This window comes from Geodermatophilus sp. SYSU D00684, from assembly GCF_054050455.1.
In genome coordinates this window covers 104,983-119,145 of the sequence record NZ_JBJGZI010000012.1, presented here as the reverse complement: position 1 = coordinate 119,145, position 14,163 = coordinate 104,983, and the positions used below count along the sequence as shown (strand labels likewise).

The window sequence follows — 14,163 nt, the reverse complement described above, 5'->3', positions numbered from 1 at the left end:
CCGGACGGCTCAGCGGGCCGACTCGCCGTCGGCCGGCTGGACGGCGGTGCTCGGGAAGTCCCGCAGGTCGCCGGAGGGGCGGCGGTCCCAGCTGCGGAAGGTCAGGTCCGTCTGCAGGTAGAGCGCGACCAGCTCGGCGGTGCTGCGGATGCCCTCGAGGTGGGTGCGCTCGTTGCCGTGGCTGCCGTCGATGCCGAACCCGATGAGCGCGGCGCGGGTGTTGGCGCCGGCCTCCAGCGCCGAGGCGGCGTCGGAGCGGTAGTACTTGTAGACGTCGCGGCGGTGCGGGACCTCGTGCACCCGGCACAGGTCGATCAGGTGCCGGGTCAGGTGGTAGTCGAACGGCCCGGTCGAGTCCTGCATCGCGATGTTCACGCACTGCTCGGACGACGCCTGCCCGGGCGCGACCACCGAGGTGTCGATGGAGACGAGCTCGGCGACGTCGGCGTCCAGGCCGTGGCTGGCCCCCAGGCCCACCTCCTCGGCGATGGTGACCAGCAGGTGCGCGGTCACCGGCACCTGGATGCCGGAGTCGATGATCGCCTTGAACGCGCCCAGCGCGGCGGCGATGCCGGCCTTGTCGTCGAGGTGGCGGCTGTTGACGAAGCCGCTGGCGGTGATCACCGGCTGCGGGTCGATGGCCACGAAGTCGCCGACCTGGATGCCCAGACGCTCGAGGTCGGCGCGGCTGTGCACCACCTCGTCGACGCGGACCTCGACGTGGTCCCAGCCCACGCCCTGCTCGTCGACCTCGTCGCCGAAGCGGTGCCCGCTGGCCTTGTTGGGCAGGATCGTCCCGGTGTGCCGGTAGTCGCCGGACACGTCGTCGGAGAAGATGATCACCCGGGCGCCCTCGGCGAAGCGGGCGCTGTGCGTGCCCACCGGCACGATGGCCAGCCGGCCGTTGTCCTTGAGCCCGCTGACCATGCAGCCGATCGTGTCGGCGTGCACCACCACGGTGCGGTCGGCGCCGGGCGAGGCGCTGGGCAGCTCGGCCAGCAGCGCGCCGCGGCGGGTGACCTCGAAGTCCATGCCCAGGGCGCGCAGCTCACCGCCGATCAGCTGCATCACGTGGTCGGTGCGGCCGGAGGGGCTCGGGATGTCGAGCATCTCCAGCAGCACGCGCTGGACGTAGTCCATGTCGATGGGCAGGCGCTTCTGCCCCGCGTCGACCGGACTCGGCAGGAAACGGGGGTTGAGCTCGCCGTCGTCTCGGACGAGGCCGGCGTCGTCCCGGGGACCGGTCAGCATGGGGGTCGAGTCTAAGACGGACCGGGCGGGCGTCCCCGCGGCCCGCCACGCCGGGGCACGTCCGGCACGGACCCGGCTGCCGCGGATAGCCTCGCGCGTGGTCCCCTGTGACGAGGGGTCCCCGTCGTCCCGCCGTCCGTCCGAGGAGGTCCCGTGCGCTCGCTGCGTCTCGTGGGCCTGTCCGACGACGGCCGCAGCCTGGTCCTCGCCCTCGACGGCGGGGACGGCGACGAGGGCGAGCGCTTCGAGCTGCCGATCGACGACCGGGTGCGCGCCGCGGCCCGCGGGGACACCCGCCGGCTGGGCCAGATGGAGTCCGACGGCGGCCTGTCGCCGCGGGTGATCCAGGCCCGCATCCGCGCCGGCGAGACCCCCGAGCAGGTCGCGGCCGCCTCGGGCACCCGGGTGGAGCGGATCATGCGCTTCGCGCACACCGTGCTGCAGGAGCGCGCCCGCATGGCCGAGCAGGCCCGCCAGGCCCGGGTCCGGCTGTCGGAGGGCACCTCCGGCGAGCCGCTGCAGCAGTTCATGGCCGAGCGGCTGCGGCTGCTCGGCGCCGACCTCGACGCCGTCCGCTGGGACGCCGCCCGCTCCGAGGACGGCACCTGGGTGGTCACCGCCGCCTGGCGCGCCGGGACCAAGGAGGGCACCACGCAGTGGGCCTACGACCTCGCCGGTCGCGCGGTCAGCCCCCTCGACGCCCCCACCCGCGACTTCGCGGAGGGCACCCGGCTGGTCCGCGTGGTCCCCGGGGTGCCCGCCGAGCGGCCGGCGCTGCCCGTGCACCGCAGCGCCGCCACCCCCGAGCGGCCCGCCTCCGAGCGGCCGGCCGGCGAGCGCCCCACCGGCGAGCGGTCCGTCCCGCCGGCCGACGAGCCGCGCACCGGCCCGGGTGAGCGGCGCACCGACCCCGCCGAGGACGAGGACGTCTCCGAGCACGACACCGTCGTGCTGCGCACCGGCGAGTCCGACGGCGAGGACGAGGACCCGCGCGCCCGGGTGCCCGCCTGGGAGGACATCGTCTTCGGGGTCCGCCGCAACCGCTGAGCAGTAGGCTCGCCGCACCGGACCGACGTGTCCGTCCGGGGAGCCGCGGGTACGTCGTCCACAACCGAACCAGTGCGGGAGTGGAGCGCAACATGTCGATGTCCGTGTCGATGCCCCTTGGCGGAGTCCAGGTGGGGTCGTACGACAGCTACCAGGCGGCGCAGGCCGCGGTGGACCACCTCTCCGACGAGAGGTTCCCGGTCGAGAACGTGACGATCATCGGGTCGGACCTGCGGATGGTGGAGCGGGTCACCGGGCGGCTCACCTGGGGCCGCGCGATCGGCGCGGGTGCCGCGGGCGGCGCCTGGTGGGGTCTGTTCGTCGGCCTGCTGCTGGGCATCTTCGCCCCCGACGGCAGCAGCTGGCTCAGTGCGGTGCTGACCGGCCTGCTCATCGGTCTCGCGTTCGGTGCCCTGTTCGGCGCCGTGGGCTACGCGGCCACCCGCGGCCGGCGCGACTTCACCAGCGTCTCGCAGGTCACCGCGAGCCGGTACGACGTCATGTGCGACCCGTCCCGCGCCGAGGAGGCCCGCGCCGTCCTGGCCCGCTGGTCCCTCCGCAACTAGCGCAGCGTCGCGAACGCGACGGCGGCTGCGGCGGCGACGCCGAGGGAGTCGACGCCGGCGCGCATGGGGATCCGGGCGCGCACCCGGGCGGCGGCCTGCGCCTCCGGGGTGAGCCCGGGCCCCTCCGCGCCGAGCAGCACCGCGGTGCGCGGGTGCGCCCCCGGGTCCACCTCGTCCAGGTCCACCGCGTCGGCGGCCGGCGTCAGCGCGACGGTGAGGTAGCCGGCCGCGTGCAGCCGCTCGAGCCCGGCCGGCCAGTCGGGCAGGACGGCGAACGGCAGCGCCAGCACGTGGCCCATCGAGACCCGCACCGCGCGCCGGTAGAGCGGGTCGGCGCAGCGCGGGTCCAGCAGCAGCCCGTCGACGCCGAGCGCCACGGCCGAGCGGGCGATCGAGCCGAGGTTCTCGGCGTCGTTGAGCGCCTCGAGCACCGCCAGCCGCCGCGGCGCCGCCGGGTCCGGCCCGGCCAGCAGCGCGCCGACGTCGGCCGGCGGGCGGCGGTCGGCCGAGGCCAGGACGCCGCGGGTCAGCCGGAAGCCGATCAGCTCCGACAGCGCCCACTTGTCCATCTCGTAGGCCGGCACGCCCTCCGGCAGGTCCAGCTCCGCCAGCCGCCCGGGGACGCCGAGCACCGCCCGCACCCGGTACGGCGAGGCCAGCAGCCGCTGCACCGCCGGGACGCCCTCGACGATCACCGGGCCGGTCCCCCGCACCCGCCCGGCCGGCCGGTCACCGGCGTGCAGGTCGCGGAAGTCGGCCACCCGCTCGTCGGCGACGTCGGTGATCAGCACGCTCACGCCCCGATCCTCCCCGAGCGGTCCGGGCGCGCTGCCCGCAGGATCCAGTGGTGCCCAACGAGATCGCCGTCGTCGGAGCCGGGATCGCCGGCGTCGCCTGCGCCCGCGCGCTCGCCGACGCAGGTGTGCCGGTGCGGGTCCGCGACCGCGGCCGCCGTCCCGGGGGCCGCATGGCGTCCCGGACGCTGGCCGGCCGGGTCACCGACCTCGGCGCCTCCTACCTGACCGCCTCGGCCGGGACGCCGTTCGCCGCCGTGGTCGGGGACTGGGTGGCCCGCGGGCTGGCCCGGCCGTGGACCGACACCTTCGCCGTCGCCGGGCCGGACGGGATCCGCGACAGCAGCAGCGGCCCGGTGCGCTACGCCGCGCCCGGCGGGCTGCGCTCGCTGGTCGCGGACCTCGCCGCCGGCCTCGACGTCGTCCAGGAGTCCGCGGTGGAGCGGGTGGGGCCCGGCGCCCGGGTCGACGGCGCCGAGGTGCCCGCCGCCGTCCTGGCGCTGCCCGACCCGCAGGCCCGCCGCCTGCTCCCGCCGGACCTGGCCGCCCGGTTGCTCGGCGAGGAGGACGCGCGGCCCTGGCGGCCGAGCCTGGCCGTGGCGCTGGGCTGGGACGAGCGCCGGTGGCCGGCCGACCTGCACGGCGCCTTCGTGCACGACGACCCGGTGGTCGAGTGGATCGCCGACGACGGCGACCGGCGCGGCGACGGCGCCCCGGTGCTGGTGGCGCACACGACGCCGGGCACCGCTGCCGCGCACCTCGACGACCCCGGCCGGGCGGCGCGGGAGGTCACCTCCGCCGTGTGCCGCGCCCTGGGCATCGGGCCCGCGCCGGCCTGGACGCACGTGCACCGCTGGACCTTCGCCAGACCGGCCGCCCCGCGGGAGGAGCCGTTCGGGCTGGCCGAGGGCGTCGGCGTGTGCGGCGACGGGTGGCGGGCGCCGTCGAAGGTGGAGAGCGCCTGGACCAGCGGGCACCTGCTCGGCACCGCGCTGGGCGGGCGCTGAGTGCCCGCGGGCCTCGCCCTCCCCCGGGCCCGGCCGACCAGGCGGCCGAGGAGGAGCGCTCGGACGGGTCCCCGGCGCGCGCCGGCCTGCGCGGCATCGTCCTGCCGGCCGCGGTGGCCGTCGCCATCGGCACCCTGCTGGTCGTGGTCCACCTGGCCGCCTTCCCCACCGCGGCGCCGCACGACCTGCCCGTCGGCGTCACCGGCCCGGCCGCCGAGGTGGACGCCGTCCGGCAGGCGGTGGACGAGGCGCGGCCGGGCGCCGTCCGGTTCGTCGGCCTGCGCGATCCCGGGGCCGCCGAGCGGGCGGTGGCCTCCGGCGACGTCCACGGAGCCCTGGTGCTGGGGCCGCCGGGCCCGGCCCTGCTGGTGGCCGGGGCGCACGGGCAGGCGGTGACGCAGGACCTGACCGAGGTCCTCGTCCCGGCGGTGTCCGCGCGGACCGGGGCACCGCCCACGGTCACCGACCTGACGCCGCTGACGGCCGGCGACCAGCGGGGCCGGGCGGTCGACCACCTCGCGTTCGGCGTGGTGCTCGGGGGCTTCCTGTTCGGCATCACCAGCTACCAGGTCGCCCCGCGGCAGCGGCTGGGGCTGCGGCTGCTCAGCGCCGTCCTCTTCGCCACCGCGGCGGGCCTGGCCGGCGCCCTGCTCGCCGGCCCCGTCTCCGACGCCGTGCCCGCACCGTTCTGGCCGGTGGCCGGGCTCGTCGGCCTACTGGCCCTGGCGTGCGGCTGCGCGGCCGCGCTGGCCCTGCGCCTGCTCGGCGGCGCGGGCACGTTCGTCGCCACCGCGGTGCTGCTGACCGTCGGCGCCGCGACCAGCACCGGCAGCTTCCCCGCCGAGTACCTGCCCGGCTGGCTCGAGCCGCTCGCGTCCGTCCTGCCGCCCGGCGTGGCGGTGCGGGCCCTGCGCGGCCTGGCCTACCTCGACGGCGACGGCGTGGGGCGCGCCGTGTGGGTGCTCGGCCTGTGGTGCGCCGTGCCGGTGCTGCTCATCGCCCTGGTCGACGCCACCGCCCGTCGCCGCTGACCCCTCCCTCGTGCGCTCGGCCGTTGACGCCACCCGGTGAACTCATCTAGCGTTGAGTTCATCAGGCGTTGAGTTCTCGTCACTCGGGAGGCCGACATGACCGACGCCGTCACAGTCACCGACCTCGTCGTCGACCGCGGGCGCCGCCGGGTGCTGCACGACCTGTCGTGCGCGGTCCCCGCCGGACGGGTCACCGGGCTGCTGGGGCCCAGCGGGAGCGGGAAGACCACGCTCATGCGCGCGCTGGTCGGCGTGCAGAAGGTCCGCTCGGGCACGGTCACGGTGCTGGGCGAGCCCGCCGGCTCCCCCGGCCTGCGCCGGCGGGTCGGCTACGTCACCCAGGCGCCGAGCGTCTACGCCGACCTGACCGTGCGGGAGAACGCCCGCCACTTCGCCGCCCTGTACGGCCGGGGCGCCCGGGCGGCCGACGAGGCGCTGGCCGGCGTCGGGCTGGCCGACGCGGCCGGGCAGCTGGTGCGCGACCTGTCCGGCGGCCAGCAGGGCCGGGTGTCCCTGGCCTGCGCGCTGGTGGGCGAGCCGGAGCTGCTGGTCCTCGACGAGCCGACCGTCGGCCTGGACCCGGTGCTGCGGGTGGAGCTGTGGGACCGGTTCCACGCGCTGGCCGCGGCCGGCACCACCCTCGTCGTCTCCAGCCACGTCATGGACGAGGCCGGGCGCTGCGACCGGCTGCTGCTGCTCCGGGAGGGCCGGCTGCTGGCCGACTCCACGCCCGCGCGGCTGCGCGCCGAGACCGGCACCGACGACCTCGAGGAGTCCTTCCTCCGCCTCGTGCGGTCCCGGCAGCAGGAGGTGGCGGCGTGAGCGCCCCGGCCACGGTCCTGAGCCCCCGGCTCACCGGCGCGATCACCACCCGCGTGCTGCGGCAGCTGCGGCACGACCACCGCACCATCGCGATGATGGTGCTGCTGCCCAGCCTGCTGCTCGGGCTGCTGTACCTGCTCTGGCGGGACGTGCCCACGCTGCCCGGTCAGCCGAGCGTCTTCGACCGGGTCGGGCTGACCATGCTCGGCGTCTTCCCGTTCGTGGTGATGTTCCTGGTCACCAGCATCGCCATGCTGCGGGAGCGGACCTCCGGCACCCTCGAGCGGCTGCTCACCACCCCGCTGTCCCGGCTGGACCTGCTGCTCGGCTACGGCGCCGCCTTCGGCCTGGCCGCCGCGGTGCAGGCGCTGGTCACGGTCACGGTGGCCACCACGCTCTACGACCTCGACATCGCCGGGTCGCCCTGGCTGGTGGTGCTCATCGCCGTCGCCAACGCCGTCCTCGGCGTGGCGCTGGGGCTGCTGGCCAGCGCCTTCGCCCGCAGCGAGTTCCAGGCGGTGCAGTTCATGCCGGTCGTCGTGCTGCCGCAGTTCTTCCTCTGCGGCCTGCTGGTGGCCCGCGACCAGATGGCCGGCTGGCTGCAGGCGATCAGCGACGTGCTGCCGCTGACCTACGCGGTGGAGGCGCTGCAGGAGGTCGGGCGGTCGGCGGCCGAGACGGGGACGATGTGGCGGGACGTCGGCATCGTGGCCGGCGCGGCGGTGCTCGCCCTCGCCCTGGCGGCGGCGACCCTGCGGAGGAGGACCAGCTGACGGCAGCACGGCGCCCCGGACGGCGCCCCGGCAACCCCGACACCCGGGAGGCGGTGCTGGCTGCGGCCCGCACCGCCTTCGCCGAGCGCGGGTACGACGGCGCCTCGATCCGGGCCATCGCCGCGGCCGCGGGCGTCGACCCCGCCCTGGTGCACCACTACTTCGGCACCAAGGACGCGCTGTTCCTGGCCGCCGTCGAGGCCCCGGCCGACCCCGAGGACTTCCTGCCCGAGCTGCTGGCCGTGCCGGTGGACGCCCGCGGCGAGGCGGTGGTCCGCACGGTGCTGCGGGTGTGGGACGGGCCCGCCCGGCCGGGGATCCTCGCGCTGGTCCGCTCGGCGGTGAACCACGAGTGGTCGGCGCGGCTGCTGCGCGAGTTCGTGCTGGCGAAGGTCATCCGCCGGGTCATCGGCTCGATGGACATGCCGGTGGCCGAGCGCGAGACCCGCGGCGCCCTGGTCGCCTCCCAGGTGATCGGCCTGGTGATGACCCGCTACGTGCTCCGGCTGGAGCCGCTGGCCTCGGCCGCCCCGGAGGACCTGGCCGCGGCGGTCGGCCCGACCGTGCAGCGCTACCTCACCGGGGACGTCGCCCTCCTGGGCCGGCGGGACTAGCGCGCGACGCGGGCCAGCTGCCGGGCCTGGGCGACCAGCCGCCCGGTGGAGTCCCAGATCCGGCACTCCTCGTCCGACCAGCCGCCGGTGACCTCGGTGGACCGGGACTCGACGACGCACCATCCCGGCGCCGGGAGCGCGCGCACCAGCACCTGCAGCTGCACGGTGGGCGCCCAGCCGGGCTTCCCGACGGCGAACGCGGTGGGCGGCAGCGCGTCGGCGAACAGCAGCAGCGCCAGGGGGTCGGGCTCGCGGTCGTCGGCCAGCCGGATCCAGGCGCGCAGCAGCCGGCGGTCCGAGGGCCGGCCGGCCACCCAGCCCGCCGTCGCCGGGTCCAGCCGGGTGTCCAGCTGCCGGGCCAGGCCCACGGCGGGGCCCCCCTCGGTGGTGCGGGTCGCCACGCACTCGTCGGGTGCCGGGAGCTCCGGCGCGGGGTTGACCGTGTAGTCGGCGACGGCGTCGGGGCCCAGGGTCGCCGTCGTCACCTGGACGGCGAGGGAGGGCCCGGCCGCGCCGGTGAGCAGCACCGAGGAGTGCGCGAGCGTGCGCCCGGCCGGCCCGGCGGTGACCGCGAGGTCGGCCGGCCCGCCCGGGGTGGCGCGCAGGTAGCTCGCCGACAGCGCCACCGGGTGCGGGTGCGGACTGTCCAGCAGCGCCGCCCGCGCCACGACGGCGAGCAGGTAGCCGCCGTTGAGGACCCCGCTGCCGACGTCCCAGCCCGGGTCCAGCTCGGCCCGGACACCCCCGCCCTCGGTGCGGGTGAGGGCGGTGGCCCGGTCGAAGGCGGACTGCGCGGTGTCGGTCTGCGGCACGGCGGACAGGGTGCCAGGGTGGTCCCCCGTGGAGTACACGCACCTCGGGCGCAGCGGCCTGTCGGTCTCGCGGCTGTGCCTGGGCACCATGAACTTCGGCTGGAAGACCGAGGAGGCCGACGCCCACGCGATCATGGACCGCGCGCACGACGAGGGCGTCAACTTCCTCGACACGGCCAACGTCTACGGCTTCGACGCCGGCAAGGGCCGCACCGAGGAGGTGCTGGGCACCTGGTTCGCGCAGGGCGGCGGCCGCCGCGAGCGCACCGTCCTGGCCACCAAGGTCTACGGCTCGATGAGCGAGTGGCCCAACGACACGTTCCTGTCCGCGCGCAACCTGGTGCGGTCGGCCGACGAGTCGCTGCGCCGGATGCGGACGGACTGGATCGACCTCTACCAGTTCCACCACGTCGACCTCGAGACGCCGTGGGACGAGATCTGGCAGGCCTGCGAGACGCTCGTCGCCCAGGGCAAGGTGCTCTACGTCGGGTCGTCCAACCACGCGGCCTGGCAGCTCGCCGCGGCCAACGAGGCCGCGGCCCGGCGGCACTTCCTCGGGCTGGTCAGCGAGCAGTCGCACTACAACCTGCTCACCCGGCACGTGGAGCTCGAGGTGCTCCCGGCGGCGCGGCACTACGGCATCGGCGTCATCCCGTGGAGCCCGCTGGCCGGCGGCCTGCTCGCCGGCGCGCTCGGGCAGCCGGAGGGCACCCGCCGCACGGAGGACCGCCAGCAGCGGCGCATCGAGCGGCACCGCCCGGCGCTGCAGGCCTACGAGGACGCCTGCCGCGAGTGGGGGCTCGCCCCGGCCGACGTCGCGCTGGCCTGGCTGCTGCACCGGGACGGCGTCACCGCGCCGATCGTCGGCCCGCGCACGATGGAGCAGTTCACCGGGTCGCTGGCCGCGCTCGACGTGCGGCTGGAGCAGGCCCAGCTCGACCGCCTCGACGAGGTCTTCCCTGGCTTCAGGCCCGCTCCGATGGAGTACGCGTGGTGAAGGTGCTGAGCGTCTCGTGCCGGCCCGCGGTGCTGCGCACCAGGGACACCTCCGCCAGGGCCCACTCCGGCCCGCGGTAGCCGGCCAGCCGGGCGGGCAGGTCGCCGTCGGCGGGGCGGCGGGGGTGCCAGCGGCCGAGGGTGAGGTGCGGGCGGAACGGCCGGTCCTCGAGCGGCAGGCCCAGCCCGCGGGCGGCGCGGGCCAGCCGCCCGGCCAGGGCGGTGACGACGGCGACGTCGCCGTCCAGCCCCGCCCAGAACACCTGCGGCCGCCGGGCGGACCCGAAGCGGCCGGCGCCGGCCAGCCGCAGCACCGCCGGCGGCGTGCCGGCGACCGCGGACCCCACCGCGGCGGTGAGCGGCTCCAGCAGCGCCGGCGGGACGGCGCCGAGGAACAGCAGCGTGAGGTGCCAGCGCGCGGGGTCCCCCCAGCGGGGCGCGCCGGGGGCCTCGCGCAGCGGCGCGACGGCCGCCGCGAGGGAGTCGCGGGCCGGCGCGGGCGGTGCCACCGCGACGAACAGCCGCAGCGGCGCCGGCGCGCTCAGCGCACCACCAGGCCGGCCCCGGCCAGCGCGGTCTCCACCCGCAGCCGCTCGGCGTCGCGTGCGGTACCCGGCGGCGTGCCGAGCAGCGTGGTCGGGACCTCGAGCAGCTCCGCGGCCTCGGCGAGGAGGTCGTCGTAGGCGGCGAGGATCCCGCGCCGCCGGGCCATGGGCACCCCGGCCGGCACCCGGGCGACCTGGCGGGACACCCGGCGCAGGTCGGTGGCGACGACCTCGAGCGGCCGGTGCGGCGGCTCCACCGGCGCCGGGCTCCGGCGGCGGAGCGGCGCCGGCACCTGCGCCGACCCGAAGACCACCCTGGCGATCCAGCCGAGCAGCGCGACCGACCCGACCACGCCCGCGACGATCGATCCGAGTTGCAGCAGCGCAGCGGGCATGTCGCCTCCACGGACGACGCGGGTCGTGACGTGTATCACGGTACGTCCTGGGACGGCGTCCGGCCTCCCCCCGCGTCCGCCGGAGCCAGCGACCGGACGGCCCGCGTGCCCACGTGCAGCTGCAGCCGCGGCGGGAGCACGCGGGCCTCCAGCCGGACCCGCCGCCCCCGGGCCAGCCACAGCCCCGCGACGGCGCCCGCCGCGACGACGACCAGCCCGCCGAGGATCAGCCCCCACGGCGCGCCGAGGTGCTCGGCGGCCCAGCCGATCAGCGGGGCGCCCAGCGGCGTGCCGCCCATGAAGGACGTGAAGTACAGGGCCATCACCCGCCCGCGCATCTGCGGGTCGGCGCCCAGCTGCACGAAGCTGTTGTTGGCCACGCTGAACACCAGGGCGGCCGCGCCGGTGGGCACCAGCAGCACGGCGAACGACCAGAACCCCGGCACCAGGCCGCAGGCCACCGTGAGCAGCCCGAACACGACGGCCGAGGTGACCAGGAACCGCTGCCGCGGGCGGGCGCTGCGGCGGGTGGACAGGAACGCGCCGGTCAGCGACCCGACGGCGAACGTCGTCGAGAGCAGGCCGAACGCCTCGGCGCCGAGGTCGAAGACCTCCCGGGCCATGAGCGCGATGGTGACCTGGAAGTTGAACCCGAAGGTGCCGATGACGAAGGCCAGCACCATCGCCAGCCGCAGGTCCGGGCGCGACCAGGTGTAGGCCAGCCCCGCCCGCAGCTGCCCGCGGGCGCGGGCGACCGGCTCGCTGCGGCGCAGCTCCCCGCCCCGCATGAGCAGCAGTGCGCCGATGGTGAACACGAAGCTGGCGGCGTTGACGAGGAACGCGGGCGCGGTGTCGCCGCCCGAGGCGCCGATGAGCAGCCCGGCCAGCGACGGGCCGACCAGCCGGGCGCCGTTGAAGATCGTCGAGTTGAGCCCGACCGCGTTGGCGAGCAGGTCGCCGCCGACCATCTCCGAGACGAACGCCTGGCGCACCGGGGCGTCGACCGCCGACACGCACCCCAGGGCGCCGGCCAGCAGGAACACGTGCCACAGCGCGACGGCGCCGGTGGCCACGAGCGTGCCGAGGCCGAGCGCCAGCAGGCCCATGAGGGCCTGGGTGACGATGAGGACGCGGCGCTTGTCGTAGCGGTCGGCCAGCACCCCGCCGTACATGCTCAGCAGCAGCGTCGGGCCGAACTGGAGGGCGGTGATCAGGCCCAGCGCCACCCCGCTGTCGCCGGACAGCTGCAGCACCAGCCAGTCCTGGCCGATGCGCTGCATCCACGTGCCGGTCAGGCTGACCAGGTTCGCCGACGCGTAGAGCCGGAAGTTGTGCACGCGGAGGGACCGGAACGGGCTGCGCCCGCTGGGGGCCGGTCCCCCCGAGCCGGGGTCAGCAGGCGTGGACGTCACCCACCGGCGAGCTCCTCCATGATCTCCGCGGCCTCGCGCAGGGTCGCCCGCTGCTGCGGGGTGAGCCGCTGCAGCCGGCCCGACAGCCACGCCTCCCGGGCCCGGGCCTCCTCGGCCAGCAGCGTCTCGGCGGCCGGGGTCAGGTCGATGACCACCTGCCGGCCGTCGGTCGGGTGCGGCGTGCGGGTGACCAGGCCCATGCCCTCGAGCGCGACGACGACGCGGGTCATCGACGGCGGCTGCACCCGCTCGTGCGCGGCCAGCTCCCCCGGGCTCATCGCGCCGTGCCGCTGGATCGTGGACAGCGCGGCGAGGTGGGTGAGCGTGACCGAGGTGTCGACCCGCTGGTTGCGCAGCCGGCGGGAGAAGCGCATCACCGCCAGGCGGAGGTCGTGGGCGAGCGCTGCGGTGTCCAGCGTCGACCGGGTCACCACCCCAGCCTAGCGGTCGTTAGCGCCGCTCAGAACAGTTGCTGGAGCGGCTCCAGCGCGAAGTAGACGACGAACGCCAGCGCGATCACCCACATCAGCGGGTGGATCTCCCGCCGCCGGCCGACCGCCGTCCGCAGCAGGACGTAGCTGACGACGCCCGCGCCGATGCCGTTGGTGATCGAGTAGGTGAACGGCATGAGCGCGATGGTGAGGAAGGCCGGGATGACCAGGCTCATGTCGTCCCACTCGAGCGTGCGGATCTGGCTGATCATCAGCGCGCCCACGATCACCAGCGCCGGGGCGGCGGCCTCCGAGGGCACCACCTGCACCAGCGGGGTGAAGAACATCGCCACGAGGAACAGCACGCCGGTGACGACGCTGGCCAGGCCCGTGCGGGCGCCGTCGGCGACACCGGAGGCGCTCTCGATGTAGGTGGTGTTCGACGAGACGCTGGCCGCGCCGCCGGCCGCGGCGGCGATCGAGTCGACCAGCAGCACCGGCTGGGAGCCGGGCAGGTTGCGCTTCTCGTCGAGCAGGCCGCCCTCGGCGCCGACGGCGGTGACCGTGCCGACGGTGTCGAAGAAGTCGGCGATCATGATCGAGAAGACGATGAGCAGCGCGGCGACGACGCCGATCCGCTCGAACCCGCCGAACAGCGAGAACTGCCCGACGATCGACAGGTCGGGGGCGCTCACGACCTGGTCGGGGAGGCTGGGCACCTGCAGCGCCCAGCCGCGCGGGTTGCCGCCGTCCGGGGTGCGGGCTCCGACCCCGGCCACCGCCTCGATGACGATCGCCAGCACGGTCGAGACGACGATGCCGATGAGCAGCGCGCCCTTGACCCTGCGCACGACCAGCACGGCGGTGAGCAGCAGGCCGACGACGAACACCAGCAGCGGCCACCCGGCGAGCTGGCCGCCCACGCCGAAGCTGATCAGCGGCGAGCCGGGCCGGATCACCCCGGCGTCGGCCAGCCCGATGATGGTGAGGAAGAAGCCGATGCCGACGGCGATCGCGGTCTTCAGCTGCGGCGGGATCGCCTCGAACACCGCCCGGCGGAACCCGGTGAGCACGAGCACGGTGATGAGCAGGCCCTCGAGCACGACCAGGCCCATGATCTCCGGCCAGGACAGCTGGGTGGCCGCGAAGACGGCGACGATCGCGTTGATGCCCAGCCCGGTGGCCAGCGCGAACGGGTAGCGGCCCACGATGCCCATGACGACGGTCAGCGCGCCGGCGACCAGCGCGGTCACCGCGGCGACCGCGCCGAAGGGCAGCGTGGCCCCGGTGACGTCGGCGCCGGACAGGATGATCGGGTTGAGCACCACGATGTAGGCCATCGTGAAGAAGGTGGTCAGCCCACCGCGCACCTCGCGGCCGAGCGTGCTGCGCCGGGCGCTGATGCCGAACCAGCGGTCCAGCCCGTTGCGCGGCCGGACCTGAGGGCCGGCGCTGCGGCGCGGCCGGGGCGCCTCCACCGCGACGTCGGCCGGCGTGTCCCCCGTGGGGGCGGCGGCGCGGGCTGCGCGGGCACCGCGGGCGGGACGGGACTTCTCGGGCATGCGGGCTCCTGCGGACATGCGGCTGCCGGGCGGTGAGCCGCGACAGCGTGCCACACCGCACGCGCGCCTCCCCGCCGGTCTCCGGGGGACGCCGCCTAGTGTCGG

General features: G+C 76.2%; 16 protein-coding genes. 8 read left to right on the top strand and 8 right to left on the bottom strand.

Going from position 1 to position 14,163, the window contains the following annotated elements; genetic code table 11:
- Nucleotides 1-9: 9 nt before the first annotated feature.
- Nucleotides 10-1,251: an osmoprotectant NAGGN system M42 family peptidase gene (locus ACI79L_RS10980; RefSeq protein ID WP_456936818.1), complete on the bottom strand. Its 1,242-nt coding sequence runs from the start codon at nucleotides 1,249-1,251 to the stop codon at nucleotides 10-12.
- Between the two features lie 153 nt (nucleotides 1,252-1,404).
- On the opposite strand from ACI79L_RS10980, the gene sepH reads away from it, so the two are divergent.
- Complete coding sequence (gene sepH / locus ACI79L_RS10975; protein WP_456936817.1) at nucleotides 1,405-2,298, top strand: septation protein SepH; 894 nt, start codon at nucleotides 1,405-1,407, stop codon at nucleotides 2,296-2,298.
- Nucleotides 2,299-2,429: 131 nt separating this feature from the next.
- Nucleotides 2,430-2,864 (top strand): general stress protein, encoded by a 435-nt coding sequence (locus ACI79L_RS10970; protein ID WP_456936816.1) that lies wholly within the window; start codon nucleotides 2,430-2,432, stop codon nucleotides 2,862-2,864.
- Here ACI79L_RS10970 and ACI79L_RS10965 read toward each other — a convergent pair.
- A complete protein-coding gene (locus ACI79L_RS10965; protein ID WP_456936815.1) occupies nucleotides 2,861-3,661 on the bottom strand; it encodes a TrmH family RNA methyltransferase in 801 nt (266 codons plus the stop codon). The genes ACI79L_RS10970 and ACI79L_RS10965 overlap by 4 nt on opposite strands.
- 50 nt (nucleotides 3,662-3,711) lie before the next feature.
- Here ACI79L_RS10965 and ACI79L_RS10960 point away from each other — a divergent pair, with 50 nt between their 5' ends.
- The 5 genes from ACI79L_RS10960 to ACI79L_RS10940 all read left to right on the top strand — a co-directional run bounded on the left by ACI79L_RS10960 (nucleotide 3,712) and on the right by ACI79L_RS10940 (nucleotide 7,905).
- Nucleotides 3,712-4,665, top strand: a complete 954-nt coding sequence (locus tag ACI79L_RS10960) for an NAD(P)/FAD-dependent oxidoreductase (RefSeq protein WP_456936814.1) — start codon at nucleotides 3,712-3,714, stop codon at nucleotides 4,663-4,665.
- A gap of 113 nt (nucleotides 4,666-4,778) precedes the next feature.
- A complete protein-coding gene (locus tag ACI79L_RS10955; RefSeq protein ID WP_456936813.1) occupies nucleotides 4,779-5,696 on the top strand; it encodes a hypothetical protein in 918 nt (305 codons plus the stop codon).
- Between the two features lie 96 nt (nucleotides 5,697-5,792).
- Nucleotides 5,793-6,518: an ABC transporter ATP-binding protein gene (locus ACI79L_RS10950; RefSeq protein WP_456936812.1), complete on the top strand. Its 726-nt coding sequence runs from the start codon at nucleotides 5,793-5,795 to the stop codon at nucleotides 6,516-6,518.
- On the top strand, nucleotides 6,515-7,291 hold the full coding sequence (locus ACI79L_RS10945) for an ABC transporter permease (RefSeq protein ID WP_456936811.1): 777 nt from the start codon (nucleotides 6,515-6,517) through the stop codon (nucleotides 7,289-7,291). The genes ACI79L_RS10950 and ACI79L_RS10945 overlap by 4 nt, the downstream gene beginning before the upstream one ends.
- Before the next feature lie 53 nt (nucleotides 7,292-7,344).
- Nucleotides 7,345-7,905, top strand: a complete 561-nt coding sequence (locus ACI79L_RS10940; RefSeq protein ID WP_456936810.1) for a TetR/AcrR family transcriptional regulator — start codon at nucleotides 7,345-7,347, stop codon at nucleotides 7,903-7,905.
- On the opposite strand, the gene ACI79L_RS10935 is transcribed toward ACI79L_RS10940, so the two are convergent.
- Complete coding sequence (locus ACI79L_RS10935; RefSeq protein WP_456936809.1) at nucleotides 7,902-8,717, bottom strand: thioesterase family protein; 816 nt, start codon at nucleotides 8,715-8,717, stop codon at nucleotides 7,902-7,904. The genes ACI79L_RS10940 and ACI79L_RS10935 overlap by 4 nt on opposite strands.
- Nucleotides 8,718-8,745: 28 nt before the next feature.
- On the opposite strand from ACI79L_RS10935, the gene ACI79L_RS10930 reads away from it, so the two are divergent.
- Nucleotides 8,746-9,714: an aldo/keto reductase gene (locus tag ACI79L_RS10930; protein WP_456936808.1), complete on the top strand. Its 969-nt coding sequence runs from the start codon at nucleotides 8,746-8,748 to the stop codon at nucleotides 9,712-9,714.
- Here ACI79L_RS10930 and thpR read toward each other — a convergent pair.
- The 5 genes from thpR to ACI79L_RS10905 are packed head-to-tail and all read right to left on the bottom strand — an operon-like array spanning nucleotide 9,683 to nucleotide 14,058.
- Complete coding sequence (gene thpR, locus ACI79L_RS10925; protein ID WP_456936846.1) at nucleotides 9,683-10,234, bottom strand: RNA 2',3'-cyclic phosphodiesterase; 552 nt, start codon at nucleotides 10,232-10,234, stop codon at nucleotides 9,683-9,685. The two genes, ACI79L_RS10930 and thpR, sit on opposite strands and share 32 nt — an antisense overlap.
- A gap of 20 nt (nucleotides 10,235-10,254) precedes the next feature.
- Entirely contained in the window at nucleotides 10,255-10,653 is a 399-nt protein-coding gene (locus tag ACI79L_RS10920) for a hypothetical protein (RefSeq protein ID WP_456936807.1), read from the bottom strand.
- Nucleotides 10,654-10,688: 35 nt separating this feature from the next.
- Nucleotides 10,689-12,065 carry an MFS transporter gene (locus ACI79L_RS10915; RefSeq protein WP_456936806.1) on the bottom strand — a complete coding sequence of 459 codons (1,377 nt, stop codon included), beginning with the start codon at nucleotides 12,063-12,065 and terminating at the stop codon, nucleotides 10,689-10,691.
- Nucleotides 12,062-12,496 (bottom strand): MarR family winged helix-turn-helix transcriptional regulator, encoded by a 435-nt coding sequence (locus tag ACI79L_RS10910; RefSeq protein WP_456936805.1) that lies wholly within the window; start codon nucleotides 12,494-12,496, stop codon nucleotides 12,062-12,064. Before ACI79L_RS10910 ends, ACI79L_RS10915 begins: the two co-directional genes overlap by 4 nt.
- A 29-nt stretch (nucleotides 12,497-12,525) precedes the next feature.
- On the bottom strand, nucleotides 12,526-14,058 hold the full coding sequence (locus ACI79L_RS10905; RefSeq protein ID WP_456936804.1) for an NCS2 family permease: 1,533 nt from the start codon (nucleotides 14,056-14,058) through the stop codon (nucleotides 12,526-12,528).
- Nucleotides 14,059-14,163 lie beyond the last annotated feature (105 nt).